This is a genomic window from Rania fehmarnensis (genome assembly GCF_056494185.1).
Map to the genome: position 1 here is coordinate 1 of NZ_CM151398.1, position 24,207 is coordinate 24,207.

Annotated in this window: 16 protein-coding genes; 10 read left to right on the plus strand and 6 right to left on the minus strand. The window is 56.1% G+C overall.

Translation table 11 applies throughout. From position 1 onward, the window contains the following. From SH573x_RS00005 to SH573x_RS00020, 4 genes are all read left to right on the plus strand, one after another. Positions 1–1,101, plus strand: coding sequence for a helix-turn-helix domain-containing protein (locus tag SH573x_RS00005; protein WP_479352231.1), 1,101 nt, complete (start codon positions 1–3; stop codon positions 1,099–1,101). 535 nt (positions 1,102–1,636) lie between these two features. After that, a complete protein-coding gene (dnaN, locus tag SH573x_RS00010; protein ID WP_479352232.1) occupies positions 1,637–2,752 on the plus strand; it encodes a DNA polymerase III subunit beta in 1,116 nt (371 codons plus the stop codon). A gap of 65 nt (positions 2,753–2,817) precedes the next feature. Continuing rightward, the gene (locus SH573x_RS00015) at positions 2,818–3,780 is read left to right on the plus strand and encodes a deoxyhypusine synthase family protein (RefSeq protein ID WP_479352233.1); all 963 of its coding nucleotides are present in this window, start codon (positions 2,818–2,820) and stop codon (positions 3,778–3,780) included. 122 nt (positions 3,781–3,902) lie between these two features. Further along, entirely contained in the window at positions 3,903–4,736 is an 834-nt protein-coding gene (locus SH573x_RS00020) for a dihydroorotate dehydrogenase electron transfer subunit (protein ID WP_479352234.1), read from the plus strand. Between the two features lie 50 nt (positions 4,737–4,786). Here the strand turns inward: SH573x_RS00020 and SH573x_RS00025 are convergent, their stop codons facing one another. The 3 genes from SH573x_RS00025 to SH573x_RS00035 form a co-directional block, all read right to left on the minus strand. Next, a complete protein-coding gene (locus tag SH573x_RS00025) occupies positions 4,787–6,199 on the minus strand; it encodes a pseudouridine synthase (RefSeq protein ID WP_479352235.1) in 1,413 nt (470 codons plus the stop codon). 93 nt (positions 6,200–6,292) lie between these two features. After that, positions 6,293–6,574 carry a membrane or secreted protein gene (locus SH573x_RS00030; protein WP_479352236.1) on the minus strand — a complete coding sequence of 94 codons (282 nt, stop codon included), beginning with the start codon at positions 6,572–6,574 and terminating at the stop codon, positions 6,293–6,295. Positions 6,575–6,989: 415 nt separating this feature from the next. Then, positions 6,990–7,991, minus strand: a complete 1,002-nt coding sequence (locus SH573x_RS00035; RefSeq protein ID WP_479352237.1) for a type I phosphomannose isomerase catalytic subunit — start codon at positions 7,989–7,991, stop codon at positions 6,990–6,992. Between the two features lie 105 nt (positions 7,992–8,096). Between SH573x_RS00035 and tatC the strand changes: the two genes are divergently transcribed. Further along, positions 8,097–9,221 (plus strand): twin-arginine translocase subunit TatC, encoded by a 1,125-nt coding sequence (tatC, locus tag SH573x_RS00040; protein ID WP_479352238.1) that lies wholly within the window; start codon positions 8,097–8,099, stop codon positions 9,219–9,221. 362 nt (positions 9,222–9,583) lie between these two features. Here the strand turns inward: tatC and SH573x_RS00045 are convergent, their stop codons facing one another. Then, a complete protein-coding gene (locus SH573x_RS00045) occupies positions 9,584–10,444 on the minus strand; it encodes a carbon-nitrogen hydrolase family protein (RefSeq protein WP_479352239.1) in 861 nt (286 codons plus the stop codon). A 314-nt stretch (positions 10,445–10,758) separates the two neighbouring features. On the opposite strand from SH573x_RS00045, the gene amrS reads away from it, so the two are divergent. The 5 genes from amrS (at position 10,759) to SH573x_RS00070 (ending at position 21,122) form a co-directional block, all read left to right on the plus strand. After that, positions 10,759–13,929, plus strand: coding sequence for an AmmeMemoRadiSam system radical SAM enzyme (amrS, locus tag SH573x_RS00050; RefSeq protein WP_479352240.1), 3,171 nt, complete (start codon positions 10,759–10,761; stop codon positions 13,927–13,929). A gap of 7 nt (positions 13,930–13,936) precedes the next feature. Beyond that, a complete protein-coding gene (locus SH573x_RS00055) occupies positions 13,937–15,229 on the plus strand; it encodes a DUF3748 domain-containing protein (protein WP_479352241.1) in 1,293 nt (430 codons plus the stop codon). A gap of 910 nt (positions 15,230–16,139) precedes the next feature. Continuing rightward, positions 16,140–19,325: a PSD1 and planctomycete cytochrome C domain-containing protein gene (locus SH573x_RS00060; RefSeq protein ID WP_479352242.1), complete on the plus strand. Its 3,186-nt coding sequence runs from the start codon at positions 16,140–16,142 to the stop codon at positions 19,323–19,325. Between the two features lie 80 nt (positions 19,326–19,405). Next, positions 19,406–20,836, plus strand: a complete 1,431-nt coding sequence (locus SH573x_RS00065; protein ID WP_479352243.1) for a DUF1501 domain-containing protein — start codon at positions 19,406–19,408, stop codon at positions 20,834–20,836. 67 nt (positions 20,837–20,903) lie between these two features. Then, positions 20,904–21,122: a hypothetical protein gene (locus tag SH573x_RS00070; RefSeq protein WP_479352244.1), complete on the plus strand. Its 219-nt coding sequence runs from the start codon at positions 20,904–20,906 to the stop codon at positions 21,120–21,122. Between the two features lie 136 nt (positions 21,123–21,258). On the opposite strand, the gene SH573x_RS00075 is transcribed toward SH573x_RS00070, so the two are convergent. Together SH573x_RS00075 and SH573x_RS00080 are read right to left on the minus strand one after the other, a co-directional pair. After that, positions 21,259–22,503 (minus strand): tetratricopeptide repeat protein, encoded by a 1,245-nt coding sequence (locus SH573x_RS00075; protein ID WP_479352245.1) that lies wholly within the window; start codon positions 22,501–22,503, stop codon positions 21,259–21,261. A 177-nt stretch (positions 22,504–22,680) separates the two neighbouring features. After that, positions 22,681–24,102, minus strand: a complete 1,422-nt coding sequence (locus SH573x_RS00080) for a hypothetical protein (RefSeq protein ID WP_479352246.1) — start codon at positions 24,100–24,102, stop codon at positions 22,681–22,683. Positions 24,103–24,207 lie beyond the last annotated feature (105 nt).

Below are 24,207 nucleotides of genomic sequence, written 5' to 3' on the forward strand. Positions count from 1 at the left end.
GTGTCTACGCAATTGACTAGTAGGAAGATAACTTCGATTCCGCTGGAGCAACCTGCTTCGCTTCGGCGACATGATGCTTCGTCGACCGAAGGGCAATGGCCGTTGCCGGCGTATATCGTGGGCAACGAGAATGCACAGTTGAACTTTCTGTTCAACAAGCGGCAGATCGTCAAGCTGGCCAGCTTGAGCCCCATCGTGTTGTTTGGACCGCCCGGTAGTGGCAAGACTACGCTGGCCATCACTCTGGCGACGTTATGGGCGCGGCACACCGATGAACGGCCGCTCATCTTCACCACGGGTAACAACTACGCTAGCGATTATCTGGAAGCCATCGATGCGGACGATATCGATCATTTCCGCCGGCGTCATCGTCGTTGTCGCTTGCTGGTAATCGACAACCTGGACGTCTTGGCTACCAAGCCGGCAGCTCAAGATGAACTGGCTGCCAATTTGGATGCCATGCAAGAGAGTGAACGACCTGTCATCTTTACTTCGTCGCGATTACCGGCTGGCATACGTGGCATGCGCAGTGCGCTGACTAGCCGATTAACTGCTGGTTACTCGCTGGAATTATCGCTGCCGGCTGCACTGACGCGAGCCAAGATCGTGGCCATGTTGGCTTCCATCATTGATCCAATGTTGCCGATCGATGATTTGGTATCGTTGTTTACTAAGCTGAATGAACCGCTAACTGCCCAGCAATTGCATTCGCTGATCATCATCGCCAGTCAACAGCGCAAGTTATATGGGGCTATCGATCTGGTTCAATTGCGCGAGCAAGCTCTTTCCAGCTACAAACGACAGCCGCTGGACATCAACACGATTGCCAAAGCCGTGGCTCGCCGCTTTCAGATGAAGCTACCCGAGCTGCGCGGTCAGACGCGAATGGCTCGCGTGGTGCGCGCTCGCGGTTTGGTGATCTTGCTATGTCGCCGGTTGACGTCGGCCAGCCTGCAAGCGATCGGCGAGTATTTTGGTGGCCGCGATCACTCGACTATCCTGCATGCCTATCGCAAGCTCGAAGAGAGTTTACCCGGCGACCCCGAACTCTCACTCGCCCTCTTGGAACTGCAGCACGAGTTAACTACGTTAGCGCCGTAGCGGAATGCGTCAAGCATTTCGGACGGCTGCTTTGGATTTCGAAAGCCTTGACGGCTTCCGCTACGACTCTCTCTGGCCGGCCGCCGCTACTGTGTACATGTTGTCATTTGCTGTTGAGCGTTGTTCGACAAAGTTGGGGTTGCTGACACTGCCCTGACCGCTGGCGAAGTGTTCGACTGTTTCTTCTACAACTGGTCGACTGGTTTCTACGCCATACTAACGAACTATCCACCGGTTTAGCCCGGTAGGCGAGGCCCTCTAACTCCTGCCCGTGTCTGGTGTTGCTGCTCGGCGTGACTGTCGAAAACGTCCAATTTCGGCCGCCATTCTTAATACTACTAATTTAAAACTATAAGCAGAGGAAGACCCGCCTTCGTTAACGGCAGTGGAATCGCCGGATGCAAGCCCACTGTCCACTCACTTCCCCGCGAGGACGTTTCACGGTAAAACAACTCGTTTCCAAAGACACAAAATCTATTTGCACGCCGGCGTGCAAAAACGGCTTCAGCCACAAATCCCTGAGTCGACTCAAGCTATGAAAATCACTTGCGATCGAGAAAAGTTGGCCAGTGCGTTCCAAATCGCGGCTACCGTAGCCAATGCGCGTAGCCCCAAAGAGATTCTGCAGAACGTCAAGATCGAAGCGGCCGAAGATCGGGTGACCTTGATGGCTACCGACATGGAGACCGGCATTCGTATCGACGTAGAAGGCGTCGACGTCCAAAGTCCCGGTCGAGCTCTATTGCCAGTATCTCGCGTGGGTTTGATCTTGAGGGAAAGCAGCGATCAACAACTGAGCTTTGAGACAGCTGGCACCGAGACCGTGGTAGAAGGCTTGAATGCCAAGTTCAATCTGCCCAGCGCCAATCCGGACGAGTATCCCAACGTCGTAGGCTTCGAAGAAGAAGCGTATCACGAACTACCAGCCAGGCTGTTCAAGGAGATGGTCAAACGCACGAGCTTTGCCACCGACCCGGACAGTTCGCGGTATGCCTTGGGCGGCGTGTTGATGGAGATGACCGGCGACGAAGTGCTGGCAGTGGGCACCGACGGGCGGCGATTGGCTCGCATGTTAGGTACAGGCAAGAGTGTCGGTGGTCATCAGACCAGCGGCAACACGACGATCATCCCTACCAAGTCACTCTCGTTGATGGAGCGATCGATCGGTGACAAAGAAGAGAACGTACACATAGCTTCGCGCAGCAACGATGTGCTGCTGCGTACTAGCCGCTGCACGGTCTATTCGCGACTGGTGGAGGGACGCTATCCCAACTGGCGACAAGTGATTCCTAAACGCGACACATCGGTGAGAGTAGACTTTGTCGTTGGACCGTTCTTCAATGCCATTCGTCAAGCCTCGATTGTGGCCGACACCGAAACGCGAGGACTGGATTTCGAGTTCGGCCAAGGTTCGCTGGTGCTGACCGCCAAGACCGCCAACCTGGGAGCAAGCCGTATCGAGTTCCCGATCGCGTACGCAGGCGACCCGATTCGCATGAAGTTGGACTTTCGCTACGTCAGTGATTTTCTGCGCGTGCTAGAGCCGGATGCAACTTGCACTGCCGATATATCGTCGAGCACCGAATCGGCACTGTTCACTACCGAAGATGGATACGCCTACGTCGTGATGCCCATGGCACTAGAACGATAAATAACCGCCCAGTGAGAACCCAATCTACGCAGACAACTCAATAACTTCGAAAGGTCCCCCCGCGAATGCAAATCAGCCAGTTCATGGAACACAATTTCCGTCACTTCAACGCCCGCGAGACATTAGCCGCAGCTAAGGGCTACAAGAAGTTTCTGGCTGATGGCGGCAAGATGTTCATGTCGCTGGCAGGAGCGATGAGCACAGCGGAGTTAGGCTTGACCTTGGCCGAGATGATCCGGCAAGACAAAGTTCACGCGATCAGCTGTACCGCTGCTAATCTAGAAGAGGATCTCTTTAATCTCTTTGCGCATAATGAGTATCGCGTCATTGAAAACTGGCGAGCCCTGAGCGTGGAAGACGAAGTAGCGCTGTGGGATGCAGGCTTCAATCGCGTGACCGACACTTGTATTCCAGAGACGGTCATGAAGCACATGCAGCAGCGACTGACCAAGTACTGGAAGCATCAAGCCGAAATAGGGCAGGGGCTGTTTGCATACGAGTACTTCTACAAACTGCTGGATGAAGCGGACCTCAAACAGCACTATCAAATTCCGATCAAAGATAGCTGGGTGATGGCGGCCAAGGAAAAGAACATTCCCATCTACTCGCCCGGTACCGAAGACAGCACGCTCGGCAACATGTTTACCGCTCGCGTCATGGATGGCACCGTCAAGAGTCATGCCGCTCTGCGCAGTGGCACCGAACAACTAGCCGAACTGGCCAAGTGGTATCGAGCTACCAGTGCACAGGCACCCATTGGCTTCTTCCAAATTGGCGGTGGCATAGCGGGTGACTTTTCGATTTGCGTAGTGCCGATGTTGATTCAAGACTTGGAAGAAGACATACCGCTGTGGGCTTACTTCGCACAGATCAGCGACGCCGTTACCAGCTACGGCGGATACTCCGGCGCGGTGCCCAATGAGAAGATCACCTGGACCAAGCTTAGCCGAGATTGTCCGAAGTATATGATTCAAAGCGATGCCACCATCGTGGCTCCGCTGATTTTCGCGTATGTGCTGGGACAATAGGTCCGCACAGGTGCACGGAGGGAGAACCGGTAGGCTGTGGCATAGGCTTCCAGCCTGTGGCACGCTAGAGCGGGAGAACCGGGGCTAACGCCCACGGCTTAGAACCAGGACTAACGCAACCTATGACGAACTTTGCCGATCAAGCTCAACAGTTGCGCGTGAAAATACTGGCTAATGACCAGTTGGCCAAAGATACCTATCGTATTCGACTGGATGCGGAACAATTGGCAGCCCGGGCAGTGCCAGGGCAATTCTTTATGTTGCGTGTGGCCGATTGCAACGATCCGCTAATTGGCCGAGCCTTGGCACTATTTGGCACCCAAGGCGGGTTGGAACTGGTGTACCTGGTCAAAGGCAAATTCACGCGTCGCCTGGTGCAGATGCAACCAGGCGCATTGGTCGAAGTAACAGGTCCACTAGGCAATGGTTTTTCGAACCAACCTATAGACCACTTGATCATGGTTGCTGGCGGCATCGGTCAGACGCCCTTTCTGGCATTGGCACGAGAAGCTTTAGGCCAACAAACGTTTGGTCAGCCAGCCCGCACCAGTGGTTATGCTCGTAACGTTAGTTTCTGTTACGGCGTACGTACCGCGGATTACCTGGCAGCCATTGAACTGTTTGAGCAAGCAGGTGTCACGGTGCATATCGCGACCGAAGATGGCTCAATCGGCGCGCCGCAGCGTGTGACAGGTCCACTGGAGAATCTGTTGTACAGCGAAGCTGGGCAGCGAACGCGTATCGCCGTCTGTGGGCCAGAACCGATGATGGAAGCGGTCAGCCGCGTTGCCCAGAAACATAAAGTGCCTTGCGAAGTCTCGTTAGAAACACCGATGGCTTGCGGTATCGGCATCTGCTTTACGTGTGTAGCCAAGATTGGTACCAGCCAAGACTGGGACTACAAGCGTACGTGCGTCGAAGGACCGATCTTCAACGCCAACGACATCGTATGGTGATCGCTGGTTCAGGGGTAAAGCAGGACCGGCCGGAACGGCACGTACAGAAGTTATCGCTTGCCGCGTTTCTTGGGCCCACCGCGCCGCGGTGCCGCTTTGAAGCCAGCTTTAGTGGCTGACTTGGGTCCGCTTTTTGGTCCGGCTTTAGCGCCACGCTTGGGCGCACTTTTGAAACCGCGTTTGGGTGCGCTTTTGACGCGAGGTCCACGCGTCGCAGATCGATCGCCCTCTTGACGATACTCACCCGAGCCAGCGTCACTGGAGGAGCGACGATTGCGCAGATCATTGGGCGAACTGGATCGACCACGTGGTGGCGGTCGTTTTCCACCACCACCTACTTTGGCGCGTGGACCGCCAGTGCGAGGACTGGACGAGCGCGGTGCGCGTTGGGCTGGTCGCTTGCTGCGTCGCGGCGCTGAATCCTCGTCGTCGGTCGCTTCGTCTTCTTCATAACCCAAGACGGTACCGATGATCGAATGATCTCCGACCATGATAGGCACGATGTCATCGCCCAGGGCATCATCCTCACCGTCGGATTGATCCAATAGCGAGGGCATGAAGTCATCATCATCTTCGTCATCGAAGAAATCATCAAAGCGACCCGCCGCCAAGGAACCAGGAGTTTTGTCGCTGGAGGTGGATGAATCATCCTTCTTGCTGCGCAGCGGCTTGCCAGTGCCGCGACGCTTGCGGCGACTTGCCAATGTCGCTGTATATAACGCTTCGACTTCGTGCCGCGTGAGTGGTCGCCAGCCGCCGGTGGGTAAGGGTCCAAGTCGCAGTGGTCCGATAGCCAGGCGTTTGAGCGCGACAACTTTGTGACCCAGTCGAGCCAGGATGCGGCGGATCTCGCGGTTCTTGCCTTCGGAGAGCGCAATCTCTAAATCAGCGGCCCCACTGCGCTGTTTGCGCAGCTTGACCGCGTCGACTTTGGCGTATCCTTCAGACAATCGCACACCGCGAATGAGTTTCTCGAGATCAGCCTGCGTGACTTCGCCTTGGACCGTAGCCAGGTAGAGTTTCTGGATGCCATAACGAGGATGGCACAGTCGCTGCACCAATTCACCATCGTTTGTCAGCAGCATCAGGCCTTCGCTTGATCGATCCAAGCGGCCGGCAGAGAAGATGCGTTCTTTGACATTAACTAAATCGATGATCCGCATGCGTCCAGCAGGATCGCTGTTGGTCGATACGACGCCGATGGGTTTATTGAGTGCGAAATAAACTGGGCGAAATACTTTGATGGCCGAGCCGTCGAAGGTCACCTTGGCGGTTTCCGGATCGATTTTGGTGGCCAAGTCGGTGACGGGCTGGTCATCTACTTCGATACGGCCATCCAAGATGTACTGTTCGACTTGGCGACGGCTGCCTAAACCCGCGGCGGCTAAGATCTTGTTCAGTCGCTGTGGGCCAGAGAGCGGGCGTGGAGTGGCCGGTGAAGGCGACTTGGATTTGCGAGGCATGGAGTTTCCGGGAGAGCGAGAGTTGGCGAGCTTACCCAGTCATCATAACTGCCCTGGTCAACACAGAATAGCTCCAATTACCCATCCTGACGCTTACCGCGGAAAACCGAATCCGGGGGGAAATTGATCGACCGGGACGCTATTGGTGGGACCGGTGATTTGATTGCGCTTGGCTTCCGGCAACGGATTCATAAACCCACGAGGCCGGCCCCCGACAACTTCGGGACCTATATCGTTTAAGGGATACGGATCATGAACGGCGGCTCGAGCGTTTTGGCGATCGACCGTACCTTCGCCGGTCGGCAGGCCCCAACGCGGACGGTTCGCACACCCCGAACTAAGGACCACCAGCATCAGCAACACTGCTCGAGTCATAACGGAATTCCTTTCCTGGTCGGCAATCCTAGCCGATTGGTGAGCCAGCCGCCCAGAGCAATCCTTCCGGTGAATCCCTCGACGCGCAGCTGCTAGCATTGCATCGGTAAATGCTAACACGTAAAAACACGCCAACTCCTGGCAGTGCGTCTATACCGTTTAGCCCGAGCCGGGAGGGCGAACGCGTAGAGCGGCTGTCCTCAGCCGCTCAGCACCCTCAAACCAAATTCTCGACCGACCTCAGGTCCGGGAGGGCGAAGGTCCTCCTGAGCCCAACACCGCCATGCAGTACGGACATAGTCTCGGGGGCAAGACGTAGAGCGGCTGTCCCCAGCCGCTCAGCACCCGCTAACCCAATCCTCGACCGACCGCGTGACCGGGAGGGCGAAGGCCTGCTCCCTCCCGCAGCAAACATTCAAAGCGGCTGTCCCCAGTCGCTCGACGACGGTTCAGCGACTAGCAGAGTGGTATCGGGAGCTAGTTGGATTTGGCAGGCCGGGCAGTTGGCTGGCAGCAGGATGGTCTGTCCCCGCTGAAGATCTTCTTGGCCACCATTCCATTTGAGGCGGACTTGGCCATGAGGGACTGTCAAAATGTGGAACCGGCCATCGCCGCCTATTGAACAGTGTGAGATGCCCGCGATGCGATCGAAGCGAAATTTGTCGCAATCGACCAAGCTTTCGCGACCCGGTGTTCGGGTGGGTTGAGGATTTTGAACCAAGCGTGGACCAGCTTGAAAATCGATCGTATCCAGCGACTGTTCGATGTGCAGCGGACGCGACTGACCCTTGTCATCGACTCGATCCCAGTCGTAGAGTCGAAAAGTGGTATTGGACGATTGTTGAATTTCGGCCACCAGCAGACCAGCACCCAAGGCGTGTACGGTGCCGGCAGGGATGAAGACGCAATCGCCGGCCATGGGCCTGATGACGTGCAAGCATTCGGCTGTTTTGCCCGCGGCAATCGCAGCTTTCAGATCCGCGCGATCAATTCCAGGTTTCAAGCCGGCGTATAACAGTGCATCGGGTTCGGCGTGCATGATGTACCAGGCTTCGGTCTTGCCAAGGTCGGGTGGCGTCATGCGCAGGCCATAATCGTCATCGGGATGCACTTGGACGCTTAGCACTCGGGCGCAGTCCAAGTACTTGAGCAGCAATGGAAATCGTCCGGCTACGGCGGGAGCATTCCCTACCAACCAGGCTGGATCACTTTTCATCAAGGCGCCGAGCGTTTGACCGGTCAGCGGGCCGTTGATGACCACGCTTTCGTGTTCCGGATGATCGACGACTTCCCAACTTTCTGCCCACTTGCCATCGTCGGGTAAATTTTTACCGAGGACTGTAGAGAGTTTACGTCCTCCCCAAATATAGTTGCGAAACGCGGGTTGCAGACGCAGGGGGTAACACTCAGCTGGCATATCGAAAGCTCATTGTGGCGGTGCATGGTGCCGGTTATCATCGAAAAGTAGAACGATGCCATAATTTATGATGAGCCCGGCGGGCCGTCGAGTAAGTAGAGCCATATGCTGAAACAACCCAACCTGACCGACGACCTATTCGAAAAGAGCTCGATGTCTTTTGGCGAGCATCTGGAGGAACTCCGGCGCTGCTTGGGGAAAGCCCTCCTTTGGCTAGCCGTCGGCACCTGTGTAGGACTGTTATTCGCCAATTCGGTCGTTAACTTCATATCGCAACCGTTGCGCAAGAAGATGGACGACTTCTACGTCAAGCAGTCGGCAGACAAATTTAAACGTATCAATGGCTATGATGCCTCACCTGAGCTGTTAACTTTTATGAAAGTTAATGGTGTTATGCCTGAGCGAGTCTTCGTTCCTCGCGATCAGCTCAAAGCGTTTTATGAACCTACCACGGGCTCAGCTGCCGAGCCCACTACGCCGCCGGCTGAAACCAAGGCCGAAACGAAGCCAGTGGATACCGCGAAAGCTGGTGATGACGCCGTGCCCGAGAAAGCCGAGCCACCGAATTACAACGCTGTGTGGAATCTGGGTGCCAACGCGATTGCACAGTTGCAGCCGTTATTGTTGATGCGTCCAATACCCAATCGCTTGAGTACGTTGGATGCTCTTGAGGGGTTCCTAATCTGGCTGAAGGCTGGCTTGTTGGTCGGTGCGATTATTGGTTCGCCGGGTATTTTTTATCACTTGTGGCAATTCTTGGCCGCGGGGTTGTATCCGCACGAGCGACGGTATGTGTACATCTATATGCCGCTGAGCATCATCTTGTTTGTGTCGGGCATATGTTTGGCCTTCTTTGTGATCTTTGAATTGGTGATCGAGTTCTTGTTAACTTACAACGAAGGCATGGACATCGATTTTGCGCCGCGACTGAAGGACTACATATCGTTTGCGCTCTTCTTGCCGCTGGGCTTTGGTATCGCGTTTCAATTGCCGATGGTGATGCTGGCTTTGAATCGCTTTGGCATCGTCAGCGTAGAGATGTATATCAGCAAGTGGCGTATCGCGGTGCTGGCGATCGCATTCTTGTCGATGGTGCTAACGCCGGCTGATGCGTACAGCATGGTGGGCATGTTTGTGCCGCTGACGATTTTATATTTCTTAGGCATAGCTTTATGCAAATACATGCCCAAAGGACCAGGCGTAGGCAGTGGCGCCTTTGATCCATCGTAAGGGGTAGCCAGGGTAGAGCGGCTGTCCCCAGCCGCTCAGCACCCGCTGAGCATGCCTCTTCACACCACACGTCTGTCCCCCGATCTTGGCGCCCCGATCTCGGGCGATGGCACGGGGGACAGACCACGGGTCGTTTTGCTAGCGTCACCGACGTAAGCGCGGGGGACAGACCCGGGCGCGTAGCACCCGCTGAGCATTCATCGTCACACCACACGTCTGTCCCCCGATCTCGGGCGATGGCACGGGGGACAGACCACGGGTCGTTTTGCGAGCGTCACCGACGTATGCGCGGGGGACAGACGGACAGACCAGTGGTTTGAAGAAGCCATGCTAGCAGGTGCCGAGCGGCTGGGGACAGACGTCTACTTCGATTCGTCGCGGACCAGACCATGGGGCTCGGTCAGCAGACCGTAGAATTCGGGGCGGCGGTCGGCCAGGCGGTCGATGAGGTGTTTGCCGGGGACACGCACGAGCAACTTATTGCGCGCAATGTGCGGCATGACGCTGCCGGTAATGATCGAAGGATCCGTCCGCGAGCCAATCGCGGGTGAACGACCAGTCGGCAAACAAAATTTGCTGGTGCCGATGAACTCGAAACCACGCTCGACGCCCACGCGATTGACCGCCATGTAATACACATGATTCTCCAAGGCTCGAGCATTCGGCAAATACTCGGCAAAGGTATCGGCTCCGGGTGGCCAGTTCGTCGGCAAGACGATCAAGTCCGCTCCTTGCAGCGCGAGCACTCGCACCGTTTCCGGAAACGAACCGTCGTAGCATATATGCATGCCCACCCGCATCGTGCCCAGATCGTACACGCGCAGCGGCTCGGTGCCCGCATCGACAAATCGGTCCACGCCCAAAAACGGCAAGTGTATCTTGCGGTACACACCCACAATGCCTTCGGGTCCGAGCAACACACAACTGTTATGCAGCCGCTCGCCGTTACGCTCCAACATACCGAAGACCAAATGTTTGCCGCGAACCTGGGCAGCCGCTAACAGCGCTGAAACCGACGCTCCCGTTATCGGCTCAGCATGCGGCCAGGCCTCTTCGCGACTGTCAAAGCAATATCCGCTCACCGCGCATTCCGGAAAGACAACTAACTTGGCACTGGCTACCTGCGGATCATCCAGGTACTCGATCATTCGCGCCACATTGCCAGAGTTGTTGCCCAAGTGAATGTCCATCTGAATTCCGGCTACCGGTATTTGAATGTTCATAGTCAGCTGCAAGTCGCGGAGTCTTCGAAAAGTTTTAAGTTGATCGACACCAAGAGCCCCTGTTATACCACGCCCCTGTGGCATAGGCTTCCAGCCTGTGGATGGCCAGGCAATCTGGATGAAGCACGCATATGCTCAGGCAAACGCAGGCTGTGGTTAGCAGGTTCACCTCGCCTGGCGGCTACGGGTTAAACGATCGCAAGCCAACATATGCTCAGGTAAACGCCGGCTGTGGTTAGCGGGTTCACCTAGCCTGGCGGCTACGGGTTAAACGATTTACTACTCACTGATACAATTGGTGTCAGGAGCAAATCATGGACTACAAGGCGATCTCACACACGCGGCTGGCCGACGGTTCAATGCCGGGAGCGTGGTGGTCACCCAGTGACAAAGAAGATCGCATCGATTGTTTTTTATGCCCCAGGCAGTGTAGTCTCAAACCAGGCGATCGCGGTTTTTGTTTTGTGCGAGAGAATCGCGATGGTGAGATGGTGCTGAGCACCTACGGCAAAAGCACCGGCTTCTGCATTGACCCCATCGAAAAGAAACCGCTTAATCACTTCCTGCCAGGCACAGCCGTGCTGTCCTTTGGTACGGCCGGCTGCAATCTAGGTTGCAAGTTCTGTCAAAACTGGGACATCTCCAAATCGCGTGAAGTGCAGCGGCTGAGCGCCCGGGCTGAGCCGGACACGATCGCCCGCGCAGCTCAACAACTTGGCTGCCATAGCGTCGCGTTCACCTACAACGATCCAGTCGTCTGGGCCGAGTACGCCATCGATTCAGCCAAAGCATGTCGCGACGTCGGCGTGAAAACCGTCGCCGTTACAGCGGGCTACATCACACCGGCAGCCCGCGGCGAATTCTTCCAGTACATGGACGCAGCCAACGTCGACTTGAAAGCGTTCACCGAAGAGTTCTATCACAAAGTTACTTACTCGCACCTGCAACCCGTACTCGATACCTTGGTGTACCTCAAACATGAAACCGATGTGTGGTTTGAAATCACCAACCTCATTATCCCCGGTGCTAACGATGGAGCGGACGAACTGAAACGCATGTGCGATTATCTGCTGGAACACTTGGGTGACGATGTGCCGATCCATTTCACGGCCTTCCACCCCGATTTCCGTATGCAGGATCGCGGCCGCACGCCACCCGAGAAACTGGTCGAAGCCTACGAGATCGCTCGGCAAACCGGGCTGAAGTATGGATATGTGGGTAATGTGCACGATGTAGAGAGACAAAGTACCTATTGTTCTAATTGTCGCCAGTTGCTCATCGAGCGAGATTGGTATCAACTGGGAGTTTACGCGCTCGAGCGCGATCGCTGTCGAGCTTGTCAGACACTGATACCGGGACGCTTTCTCGATTCTCCAGGCACATGGGGTGCCCGGCGTCAACCGGTGCAGATAGAGCAGTTTGCTGTGAAGGATTCATCGATGAGTACCAGCCCAGGTCCGGTTGCTGGCGGCCGAACCGCTGCCTCGCGCCCACATTCGCTTCCCAAGTTGTTGCCCGAACAACGCACCGCGCTTCACAAAGCGGCTTGCCAATGGGTCGCTCAAACTGCTTTGCGTCAACCGACGACGCAGTCCAGCGAGGCCTTGGGCAATCTCTCGGAAATGGTGGTGCATGGAGCCTTCGTTACGCTCAAGCGCGGCGAACACCTGCGTGGATGTTGTGGCGTACTGGGCAAAGCCATGCATCTGGGCGCAGCGACCCAACAAGCCGCCTCGCGCACCGTGCTGGAAGATCAGCGCCTGGCTCCAGTTTCGCCCAGCGAACTTAAGTACTTGGACGTCGATGTTACGCTGCTCGGTCCCATGGAACCCATTAATGCTGAAGGGGCCGATCGCGCAGCGGCGATCGAAATCGGCAAACACGGGCTGGTGATCCAGCAAGGCGAAACTAGCGGGTTACTGTTGCCCAGCGTGGCCACCGAACGACATTGGAACGCCTTGCAATTCTTGCAAGCTGTCTGTCGCAAAGCGGGTTTGCCTACCGACGCCTGGAAACACTCAACCGCGCGTGTCATGACCTTCGAAGGCCAGGCTGTGAGCGGACCGTTCGAAGTTGCGGTGCTGGGTGATACTGCCCTAGACATGCCAGCGCCACTGACTCTGGAACAGCTAAACCAATACGTGCAACTGGCGGCTAACAACATTACCTTGATCGCTCAAGGTGCCACGCCCAGCTACTATGTGCCTGACTTGCCGGATATGCCCGTCAACGCCATCATCCTTTCCATGCAGTGGGGAGCCGAAGGCGACCTGCGGCAAGGCAACGCCATCCACGTGTCCGTTCGGCCAGGCGTGCCATTGCAATCGACTCTCTTTCAAATGTGCCAGAGCGTAGCCCAGATCCTGGTACGCCAGCGCTACGCTGGTCAATTTCAAGTGGGACTGACGATCGGTTACGATCCCGCCTTGCATGGTCAGACCGAACATTTACATATCGAAGGCGTGGATACCAGCGTGCGAGGGTTCGTGATCAATGACCCACGCCACTGCGCGGTCGGCTTTGCACCTGGCAAAACGGCCGAAGAATTACTGGAGCAACTGCGCAGTCGTTTGCCCCTCGGCAGCAAGTATGGAGTGCTGCATAGCATGCAGTTCATTTCGACGCTGCAAGAAGTTCTGGCTACGACACTCCCAGTACCCATGCGCGGCACGGGCACGCGCGATCCAGCCGTCGGAGGTCTGTTCTATCCCGCCGAAGATGCGGCTCGCCGATCGATGGTCGAAGGTCTCTGTCGCCACGATGCCCGCCCCAAGCAAAAGGCGCTAGCGGTCATGGTCCCGCATGCCGGTTTGAAGTTTAGTGGCACTGTCGCCGCTGATGCCTGGCGTAGCGTTGAGATTCCGGAAACGGTCATCATCATTTCCCCTAAGCATACTAATGCCGGCGTGAACTGGGCCGTGTGTCCGTTTGAACGTTGGAAGCTGAGCGGCAGCGTGGGTTTTGCAAGTGATCCCGAGCTAGCCAAGTTGCTGGTGGAGAAGATGCCGGGCTTGCAAATGGACGTGGCAGCACATGAAAAAGAACATGGCATCGAAGTTCAACTACCGATCCTGGAGCGCGTGGCGCCTCAAACGAAAATTGTCGGTCTGGCAATTCATGGCGGTATCTGGTCGGAGATTGAAACCGCAGCTGAAGGTTTGGCCGAAGCCCTGCGGACCTTGCCCACCCAGCCGCTACTGGTCATCTCCAGCGACATGAATCACTTTGCCGACGACGCAGAGAATCGACGACTCGATCGGTTAGCGCTGGATGCTTTGGTAACGGGCGATCCGCAGAAGTTACTCGATACTTGTAACGAACATCAAATTAGCATGTGCGGCGTAGTCCCCGCAGCTCTGGTGATGGCTACTCTGCACAAGTTAGGACATAACTTCAAAGTTCAAGAGCTGTCGTACGCTACTAGCGCCGATGCAGGTGGCGATCGTTCGCGCGTTGTCGGCTACGCCGGGGCGTTGTTTGTGTAAGAACCAAATGCCCAACTCAGATCGACAGTTAACCAACTCGCCCTACGGTCACATCCTGACCAACATCAGTTGTTGGTCGCCAGATGGTCAGTGGATCTACTACGATACGCGGAGCGATGCAGCGGGCAGTCAATTTGATGGTCGCTGGATCGAGCGCGTGCACGTTCCGAGCGGCCGCGTCGAGCGCTTGGTGGAAAGCCAGCGCGGCGCCTATTGTGGCGTGGTGACATGTTGCCCACGCACCGAGCGCATCGTCTTTATCCTGGGTCCTGAATCGCCCACGCCCCAGTGGCAATACGCGCCGTATCACCGTCGCGGTGTTATCTTCGATACGTCGCAGTTCGTTTCAGGAAAGGTTGTTTCGCAAGACGATCTGATATCCTTGGATGCGATGTGTTACGAACCGCCGTTTGTGCCTGGGGCCCTGCGTGGTGGTTCGCATGTGCATACCTTTGATCCTCAAGGCAAACGCGTAGCCTATACCTACGAAGATCATGTATTGGCCACGATTGATCCGGCCAGCCATGGACCAGCCGAGCGCAATCAACGTAACATTGGCATCAGTTCACCAGATCGTCCCGTCGTAGTCAGCAGTTCGCATCCGCGCAACCATAGTGGTTCGCACTTCAGCACGTTGGTTACGCACACCGTCGATTATCCACAAAGCGGTACCGAGCAGATCGATCGGGCGTACGAAGATGCCTGGCTGGGCGCGGAGGGCAGGGGGTTAGCGTTCCTGGGTGACATCGTTGGCAAACATGGTGCCAGGCTGACCGAACTCTTTGTGCTGGTACTACCCGACGATCTGACTCAGCCTGGTCCGCATGGACCGCTGGAAGGCACAGCCACCACGCGACCCAAGCCGCCACAGGGCGTGATCCAACGACGTTTGACCTATACAGAAGATTATCCGCATCCTGGCATCTCATCACCACGGCATTGGCCGCGCAGCACAGCCGATGGCCAATGGATCTTGTTCTTGATGCGCGACGCAGCTGGTGTGGCTCAGTTGTTTCGCATCAGTCCCGGCGGCGGCGATCCGCAGCAGATTACTCGTTCCCAGAGCGGCATCGCATCGACCTTCAGCCTCTCTGCCAATGGCCAATGGGTTACGTACATAAGCGATCAGCGTGTTTGCGTTAGCTCGATCGATGGTCGCTCCACGCGCGCGTTGACCGAACCGAGCACAACTGAAAACACACCTCGTGTGGAGGCCTGCGTGTTTTCTCCCGACGGTCAGAGCATAGCCTACGTTCGCCGCGTAGGCCCCTGGAATCAGGTGTTCGTGGTCAACCTGTAGGGCACGTCGTTTAACCCGTAGCCGCCAGGCGAGGCGCACCCTCTAACCCAAGCCCGCGTTTACCTGAGCATCTCGTTTAACCCGTAGCCGTCAGGCGAGGCGCACCCTCTAACCCAAGCCCGCGTTTACCTGAGCATTTCGTTTAACCCGTAGCCGCCAGGCTAGGCGCACCCTCTAACCCAAGCCTGCGTTTACCTGAGCATTTGCGTGCTCAATCCAGAGACATGCACGTGGAGAATTAACTCCTTCGATTGCCTCGCCTGACGGCTACGGGTTAAACGATCACGGCGAGGCGCACCCTCTAACCCAAGCCTGCGTTTACCTGAGCATTTGTGTGCTCAATCCAGAGACTTGCGCGTGGAAAACTAACTCCTTCGATAGCCTCGCCTGACGGCTACGGGTTAAACGATCACGGCGAGGCGCACCCTCTAACCCAAGCCTGCGTTTACCTGAGCATTTGTGTGCTCAATCCAGAGACATGCGCGTGGAGAACTAACTCCTTCGATTGCCTCGCCTGACGGCTACGGGTTAAACGACCACAGCGAGGTGCACCCTCTAACCCAAGCTGCGTTTACCTGAGCATTTGCGTGCTCAATCCAGAGACATGCACATGGAGAACTAACTCCTTCGATTGCCTCGCCTGACGGCTACGGGTTAAACGATCACGGCGAGGCGCACCCTCTAACCGAAGTCTGCGTTTACCTGAGCATTTGCGTGCTCAATCCAGCGACTTGCGCGTGGAAAACTAACTCCTGCGTTTACCTCGCCTGCCGGCTACGGGTTAAACGATTGAGCGGCCGCCGATTGCAGCCGCTCTACGCTTTGGGGGCGAAAAGTGACTATAATAAAGGTAGCCAGTGGGCCGCTGGTCCTGCCTTTCCTATCCCACCCCAGTTACGAGTCCTGCCTGATGCGATGGTCTTTCAAGATCTGTCAGATGCTGTGCCTGTTGGCAGGCCTGATGGTCACAGCGGATGCCCAATCCACCGACGAATCTGCGACTGAGTCAGTCTTATTCGAACAACATATACGTCCAATCCTGCGCGAGCATTGTCTGGATTGCCATGGCGCACAAACCAAAGTCGAGGCGAATCTCGACTTGCGGCTGGTGCGTTTCATCGACAAGGGCGGAGACTCTGGCCCGGCCATCGATCGCGAGTCGATCGAACAATCGCCACTGCTGCAGATGGTTGCCAGTGGCGACATGCCACCGGGCGAAGCGCGTGTACCACCCGAACAAGTCGAACTGATTCGCCGCTGGTTGGCAGCGGGCGCACCGACCGCGCGTCCGGAACCGGAGACGATCGGTCCCGGTGTGCCGCTGAGCGAAGAAGATCGGCAGTACTGGGCCTATCGCCCTTTGGCGCAGCCTGAATTACCAGCGCTGAAACCGGATATCGATCAGAGCCGCTTACGCTCGCCCATCGATCATTGGTTGCAAGCGGCCATGCCCGATGGTCTGACACTCTCGCCTGATGCGCCCAAACGGCAACTGATTGTGCGCGCCTACTTTGATCTGATCGGTCTGCCTCCGTCGAGTGCGGAACTCGATCGTTGGCTGAACGATTCATCGGACACGTGGTACGCAGCTCTCTTGGATCACTTGCTGGATTCACCGCACTACGGTGAACGTTGGGCGCGCCACTGGCTCGATGTAGCCGGATATGCAGACTCCGATGGTTACACGCTGGCCGATGCCGAACGACCGTGGGCGTGGAAGTATCGCGACTATGTAATGCGAGCGCTCAACAGCGACAAACCGTTTGATCGCTTTGTGACTGAACAATTGGCCGGCGATGAATTGGCGGGTCCCGCGCAAGGAGATTTGACCGCTGAGCAAATTGAACTGCTGACTGCCACCGGCTTTCTGCGCACAGCAGCCGATGGCACAGGTAGCGGCGACGATAGTCCAGAAGCCCGCAACAAAGTTATTGCCGATACGCTGAAGATCGTCGGTAGTTCACTGTTGGGCACCAGTTTGCACTGCGCTCAGTGTCATGATCACCGCTACGATCCGATATCGCACTTGGACTATCACGCTATTCGTTCGGTCTTTGAACCGGCCCTCGACTGGCAACAGTGGCAGCCACCAGGAGGTCGCTTAGTATCTTTGTACACAGCCGACAATCGCCAGAAGTCGGCCGAGATCGAAGCAGCCGCTCAAGGCATGGAAGCAGCCCGCAATGCCAAGCGCGACGAGTATATGAAAGAAGCTCTCAATAAAGAGCTGGAGAAGTACGAAGAACCCCTGCGCGGGCAACTGCGAACTGCCTACGAAACACCCGACAAAGATCGCTCTGCCGAGCACAAAGCTCTGTTGGATAAGTATCCCAGCGTCAATATTTCGCCAGGTGTGCTCTATCAGTATTTGCCCAAAGCTGACGAAGAGCTGAAAAAGCTCGATGCCGAAATTGCGGCCAAACGAGCAGAGAAGCCAGTCGAAGAATTTGTCCGCGTGCTGACCGAACCAGCCAATCGCGCTCCCTTGGCCCGACTGTTTCATCGTGGCGATCATCAACAGCCTCAGCAAGAAGTCGCCCCGGCTCCTCCAGCGGTCGCGGTGCCCGAGGGCCAGCATATCGAATTTGCGGCCGATGATCCAAACTTGCCCACCACCGGGCGACGACTGGCTTTCGCCAAATGGCTAACGCAACCCAGTAACCCGCTGCTGCCGCGCGTTATCGTCAATCGCGTATGGATGCATCACTTCGGTCAAGGACTGGTGGCGACGCCGGGTGACTTTGGTCGATTGGGCAGCATGCCTACGCATCCTGAGTTGCTTGATTGGTTAGCCTCAGAGTTTGTCAAAAAAGGTTGGAGCCTCAAACAACTGCATCGAGTGATCATGCAGTCGACGGCCTGGCGACAAAGCAGCTATCGCGATCCTGTGCGACAGTCGATCGATCCGGATAACTATTACTACTGGCGCAAGAACTTGCAGCGACTGGATGCCGAGATCATTCGCGATCGCATGTTAACAGTTGTAGGGCGGTTGGATGCAACCTTGTATGGCGCGCCAGTGGCCATCAAAGAAGATGATGCTGGTCAGACGATTGTTGATGGTTCGCAGACACGTCGCAGCTTGTATATCAAACAACGGCGTACGCAGCCGGTGGCCATGCTGCAGACCTTTGATGCGCCGGTGATGGAGACCAACTGCGAATTTCGACCCGTATCCACCGTCGCCACGCAGTCGCTCATGCTGCTCAACGGTGAGTTTACCATTGAACAAGCCGGCCACCTGGCCGATCGCATTCTCCGCGAAACCGCAGCCAACCCAACTGGTGGCCACGATGCCTCAAGCAATCCATCGCTCAATAGTCAGCTAACCACAATTCAGTGGCCGATGCCGGAGGTTGGTCAGTGGACCTACGGTACTGGCAAATACGACGAGGCCAGTCAGCGCACTCAAGAGTTTACGGAGCTAACGCATTTCTTGGCCGGTCGCTGGCAAGGTGGTCCTGAGTTGCCAGGTGGCCAGTCGGGCTACGCATCCTGGCATGCGCAAGGCGGACATCCTGGCAATCCGCAGTATTCGATCGTCCGTCGCTGGACCGCGCCTCAAGCACTGACACTTGTTTTAAAAGGCACGCTGGAGCATTCGAGTTCCAACGGTGATGGTGTGCGCGGGCGCATCGTCTCGTCAATCGGTGGTCAGTTGGGCACCTGGCAAGCGTTCAACAATAAAACCGACACAACGACGGGCGAGATCAAGGTACAAGCCGGTGAGACGTTGGACTTTGTCATTGAATGCCAGGCACACGAAACGTCTGATTCATTTTTGTGGCCCGTAAAAATGCAGTGGACCGATGCGACCGGCCAGCCGCGTCATGCAGATTCGGTAGCGGATTACCACGGACCGGCTCTGACTGCCCAGCAGTGGCTGGTTCAAGCCGATCGAGCCTGGCAACTCGCGCTGGCTCGCGTGCCCAAAAGCGATGAGCAGCAAGCCGCACTCCGGTTTGCGGTCGCGCAGTTGACCGAACTGCGCCGCGATGGACAAGGCGTACCTGCCGGGAGCACGCCCGAAAGACAAGTGCTGGTCAACCTGTGCCAGATGCTATTGAATTCCAACGAGTTTCTGTACGTAGATTAATTTGAGCTAGCAGCGACCTATTACTAGCTGTTTGCAAACGTAGGCGGCTAAGACGAACTGCTGGTCAGAGGATAAGATTTATGCATACACGCCGACAATTCCTGGCTCATCAAGCGATGGGTATTGGCTCGGTTGCCCTAGCCTGGCTGATGCAACAAGAAGCCGCGCATGCCAAGCCTAAGTCCGTAACGGCCAAGCCGTTCAATGATCTCAAGCCACGTGCGCCGCAGTTCGAGCCTAAGGCCAAGGCGATGATCTCGCTATTTCAACACGGCGGGCCATCGCATATGGACTTGACCGATCCGAAACCCGAGCTCACTAAGTACAGCGGCACCGATTACTCGGGCGACATTCATTTCAGCTTTGTTAACGAAGCCAGCAAGAAACTTTTCGGCAGTCCATTCAAGTTTGCTCCGCGTGGAGCCTGTGGAACGGAACTATCGGAGCTGTTGCCTCACACATCCAAAGTCGTCGATGACCTGTGCCTCATTCGATCGATGCATACCGGAGCCAATGGTCATGAAGTATCGATACGCTACTTTCATGGCGGGATTCCAGGCGTACTTGGTCGACCGACACTGGGTTCGTGGTTGGTGTATGCGCTGGGTTGTCAATCACAAGACTTGCCGGCTTACATGGTGTTGACCGATCCCGGTGGATTGCCTGTCGATGGTGTGACCAACTGGTCCAATGGTTTTATGCCAGCCATGTTTCAAGGCACCGTCCTGCGGCCGCGCGAGCCACGTATTCTGAACTTGCAACCACCTGCTCACCTGGTCGGCAAGTTTCAAAGGCAGAATCTGGAATTGCTGCAACAAATGAACGCCGATTACCTGGCGGCTCATCCTGGCGAAGCCGAACTGGAAGCCCGAATCGCCAGTTACGAACTGGCGGCGCGCATGCAAACTGCCGCCGCCGAAGCGCTGGATATATCCCAAGAGACCGCTGCGACGCATGCGCTCTACGGCATCGATCGCGAGGAAACTCGCGAGTACGGCACGCGTTGCCTGATCGCGCGTCGCCTGGTCGAACGTGGCGTGCGCTTTGTGCAACTGTTTCACGCTGGTCAGCCTTGGGATAACCATAGTTCCCTAACATCTGGCCTGTCGAGCATCTGTCGCAAGACAGATCAACCCGCCGCGGCGCTGGTGTTTGATCTGAAGCAGCGCGGCATGCTCGATTCAACTCTAGTGCACTGGGGTGGCGAGATTGGCCGATTGCCAGTGACTCAAGAGCATGGCTCGCCCGAAAAAGCTGGCCGCGATCACAACGGCCAAGGCTTCAGTATCTGGCTAGCCGGAGGCGGCGTGCGCGGCGGCATGGCTTTCGGCAAGACCGACGAGTTCGGCCACAAAGCCGTCGAAAACGTGGTTACGCCCAATGACTTCCAAGCCACCATCATGCATCTGTTCGGTATCGAACACGAAAAGATGACCTATCCCCATAACACCCAAGAACAAGTCATCACTGCTAAGCGTCCAGCGCGGGTGGTAACTGAGGTGCTAGCCTAAGGCACCGTCTGTTGCCCAGATATGGCCCGACGTTTGCGTACATACGTGAACTAGGAGATACCAAATCATGATCGTTCGACAAGTCTTTGGCAGCTTGGCACTGGCTGCACTGCTGATATCAGGCTGCGATGATAAAACCATCGACAAAGCGGCCGAAGGCACAAAAGACGCTGTCGATGCTGCCGCGCGGGCAAGCAAGAAGGCCAGCGACGCCTCCGGTAAATTGCTCGACGATGCCAAGAGCGGCACCAAGGAGTTAATCGAGAAAATCCCCGATGGCCAGTAATTACCTGTAGCCGAAGTCGCCAGACTTTGGAACCTCTTCTGTAGCCGAAGTCGCCAGACTTTGGAGCGATTTCGTAGCCGAAGTCGCCACATTTTGGATTTACGTTGTCCAATCTCTGGCGAGATCGGCTACAGAACTAGCGCTGCCAGAGCATCTTCACGCGGGCTTTCCAGTCGATTGACGGTAGATTGCCGGCATCGATTGCGGCGCGTTCGGCTTCTAATTCGGTTCGAACGAAGCTCGGCGCAAATCTCAGCGCGGCTTCGATCTCGCGTTTGGCGAACTGTTTATCTTTGGCCATCAAGTGAATCAGAGCTAATGCTTCGTGATAGTGCCAATCATCATCGGAGACGCTCAATTGGGCGCGCCGTAACAGTTGCAGAGCATCGCGGCCGCGACTGGGTTTTTCGTAAGCGGTCGCCAGCGCTTCGAGCAGCGAGACTTCGATATCAGCTTTGCTGGTGGGACTGGATTGTAATTGCCGCGCCTTAGCCGCGTAGCCTTTGGCCTCGTCATACTTCTTCTCAGCCATCGAGATCCAGCCGGACACCAGGTAGGCTTCGGTAGTGCCCGATTGTCGCGCTTGAGAGACAGCCAGGTCCAGCAGACGTCGAGCTTCTTTGAGGTCATCGCCAACGTAAGCTAGTTGAGCAGCGACGGCATTGGAAATCGATTCCATGACGGGAAAGTTGTCATCGAGCGTCGTGAGCAAGGTCTTGCAGTCATCACCGCGGCCTGCGCCTCTGAGCGCGTAGGCGCGAACCAAGGTAGCACCTGCGTGAAACGGATCCGCTTTGGTCCAAGCATCCGTCATTGCTTCGCCGGCATTCAACTCTGCACTTGAGCGACGACCCATGAAGTCAGCAAGTTGCCGGAACTTCAAGAAGTTTTCGTCCGAGTTTTGTGCAATTTGTTCCAATGCAACGCGACTACCTTCCAGAGCGGCATAACTGCGGGCGGCGTTTTGTTGAGCATTCAAGACCGAGAACATCAATTGTTGGCGCAAAAACGTGTTGTCTTGAAAGGTATACCACAACAACAACTCAGGCTGCAGAATCAGTTCACCCGACTGACCTCGATAGGTTCGATAGGTTTGTAGCAGAGTTGGTATGCCTACGAATCCAGGCGTGTTGCGCAGGGCCCCAGCGGCAGCCATTTCATTTTGCAACGCGTTGCCCAGTTCGCGTTCAATATTTGGATTATTGGCCATCAACGAACTAGCTCGATCGCGCAGTGCGACGCGCAGTTCTTCTAGCGAATGCAATTGCTCGGCATAACGCTGGGCGCGATCCGCGTCGATCGCATCGACATCCGCCTGGGCCAGGCAAAAAGTGGAAGTGATGAGCGCGATGCCGAGAGCCAGTAGATTGGTGGTGTGCATAGTATTTTGTTTGTAAGCGTAGAGCGGCTGTCCCCAGCCGCTCAGAACCCTCTAACCAAATTCTCTTCCGCCCGAAATTCTCTTCCGCTGCCAGGCATCTGGTTTGACTGCTAGCCAGGCGACTTGCCGGGTGCTGAGCGGCTGGGGACAGCCGCTCTACGGCGCTCTACAGGGCGATTACTTCTGCAATAACAGTTTTTCTTGGCTCAAGTTTAGCAGTTCAAAGTTAACCGGGCGAAAGGCGGATTCGGGCTTCTGGGCGGCAGTCGCTTCCAACGCGATTTGAATCATCTGCAAATCAAACTCTTCTTGTTCTTCAGCGGTGCGTTTCAATCGGAGCTCTTTAGCGTAGTCGCGTTTCTCTTCGTTAATGTCCTTGTTAGCGCGCACCAACTCCTCACGCTGCGCTTCCGCTTCGGCCTTGCGTTTGCTCAGATCTTCGCGACGGAGTTGGTCGTTGGCGGTCCATGTGCGGATGTCTTCGTCGTATCGAGTCTCGTAAGCTCGATACTCGCGCATCACTTCGTTGTATCGACCGACAATAAAGCTGTACTCGCGGTCGCGGTCGCGATCGATGTCCGATTGCGGCCGGCGCTCTTGTCGAGTGATAGGGACGCGAACCTGCTGGCCGTTTTGAGTAACGTACTCGTATTCGGTACGCGTCTCGTATTCGGGTACACGAATGGATGAGCGCGGTGGTGGAGCCGGCGGCGCCGGTTGCTTGGGACCCGGATATCCGGGAGTTGGTCTGCGCAAATCGTTATTGATCTTGGAGAGTTCGCGGTTCAGTTGCCGCAAGTCGAGGGTGTTCTGATCGATCTGCTCACGCGAGTTGCGGGCCACTTCACTGTTGAGTTCTTTTTGTTCCGCTAGTTCCGCTTGACGCTTCTTCAGTGATTCCAGTCGCTTGGTATAGTCGGCTTGCAAATACTCCAAGCCGGCGGATTCAATCAGCGCTAGATTCTTGGCGATAGCTTCAGCCCGTTCATGTGCTTGGGCATAGGCCATCTCGTAGGCAAAGCCTACGCCGCGCAGCTTCGAAGTCGTCATACATGTAGTGCCGATCTCCAAGACGCGTTTGACCAAAGGCGAGTGAGCCTGCTCCAGTTCCAACATGGCCACCGTGGCTCCCACTGTGTGCGCAGCGGCCCGCATATCTAATGGATCACCCTGTGCGCGCACGACGTGTCGCACCAAATCTTTGAACGCCGCTTCCGCAGCCGGTTCGTCTTCGCTGGCCAAGGCCGCATAGAGCTTGAGACGCCAACGTAGCCCGCTTAACAGACTAGTCGGATCCAGGGTGGTTTGCTGATCGAACGTCTTCAACGTCTGCATTGCTGCAACCACATCGGGTTGACGAAGCTGATGAAGAGCCAGCGTGAGCATGCCAGGAGGCGGCAAGGCCTGGTCACCCTGAGTAGGTTGAGTGAGCATATTGGTCGCAGCCAAGACATCGGCCGACGACTTGGAATCGATCAGCTTGACCGCTTCCTTCCAGGTAGGTTTTGAGGGTTGCGCAAAAGCCGGCAGTGTCAGCAGTGTTATGAAACTGATTGCACAATAGCGGCTGCACCAAGCGCGTCGGGAAGAGGTAAACATGGACGAAACCAATAACGGGGACCAAGTTGAACTGTATTGATGATAGTGCCTAGCAGTACAGCTTGGCAAATAAAAACGAGTAATCCTGGGCGTGCTCGGGGGAGG

What these genes read in the sequence shown, in the direction of transcription:
- dnaN (WP_479352232.1), top strand. Translation starts at nt 1,637, where the DNA reads ATGAAAATCACTTGCGATCGAGAAAAGTTGGCCAGTGCGTTCCAAATC.
- SH573x_RS00015 (WP_479352233.1), top strand. Translation starts at nt 2,818, where the DNA reads ATGCAAATCAGCCAGTTCATGGAACACAATTTCCGTCACTTCAACGCC.
- SH573x_RS00020 (WP_479352234.1), top strand. Translation starts at nt 3,903, where the DNA reads ATGACGAACTTTGCCGATCAAGCTCAACAGTTGCGCGTGAAAATACTG.
- SH573x_RS00025 (WP_479352235.1), bottom strand. Translation starts at nt 6,199, where the DNA reads ATGCCTCGCAAATCCAAGTCGCCTTCACCGGCCACTCCACGCCCGCTC.
- SH573x_RS00030 (WP_479352236.1), bottom strand. Translation starts at nt 6,574, where the DNA reads ATGACTCGAGCAGTGTTGCTGATGCTGGTGGTCCTTAGTTCGGGGTGT.
- SH573x_RS00035 (WP_479352237.1), bottom strand. Translation starts at nt 7,991, where the DNA reads ATGCCAGCTGAGTGTTACCCCCTGCGTCTGCAACCCGCGTTTCGCAAC.
- tatC (WP_479352238.1), top strand. Translation starts at nt 8,097, where the DNA reads ATGCTGAAACAACCCAACCTGACCGACGACCTATTCGAAAAGAGCTCG.
- SH573x_RS00045 (WP_479352239.1), bottom strand. Translation starts at nt 10,444, where the DNA reads ATGAACATTCAAATACCGGTAGCCGGAATTCAGATGGACATTCACTTG.
- amrS (WP_479352240.1), top strand. Translation starts at nt 10,759, where the DNA reads ATGGACTACAAGGCGATCTCACACACGCGGCTGGCCGACGGTTCAATG.
- SH573x_RS00055 (WP_479352241.1), top strand. Translation starts at nt 13,937, where the DNA reads ATGCCCAACTCAGATCGACAGTTAACCAACTCGCCCTACGGTCACATC.
- SH573x_RS00060 (WP_479352242.1), top strand. Translation starts at nt 16,140, where the DNA reads ATGCGATGGTCTTTCAAGATCTGTCAGATGCTGTGCCTGTTGGCAGGC.
- SH573x_RS00065 (WP_479352243.1), top strand. Translation starts at nt 19,406, where the DNA reads ATGCATACACGCCGACAATTCCTGGCTCATCAAGCGATGGGTATTGGC.
- SH573x_RS00070 (WP_479352244.1), top strand. Translation starts at nt 20,904, where the DNA reads ATGATCGTTCGACAAGTCTTTGGCAGCTTGGCACTGGCTGCACTGCTG.
- SH573x_RS00075 (WP_479352245.1), bottom strand. Translation starts at nt 22,503, where the DNA reads ATGCACACCACCAATCTACTGGCTCTCGGCATCGCGCTCATCACTTCC.
- SH573x_RS00080 (WP_479352246.1), bottom strand. Translation starts at nt 24,102, where the DNA reads ATGTTTACCTCTTCCCGACGCGCTTGGTGCAGCCGCTATTGTGCAATC.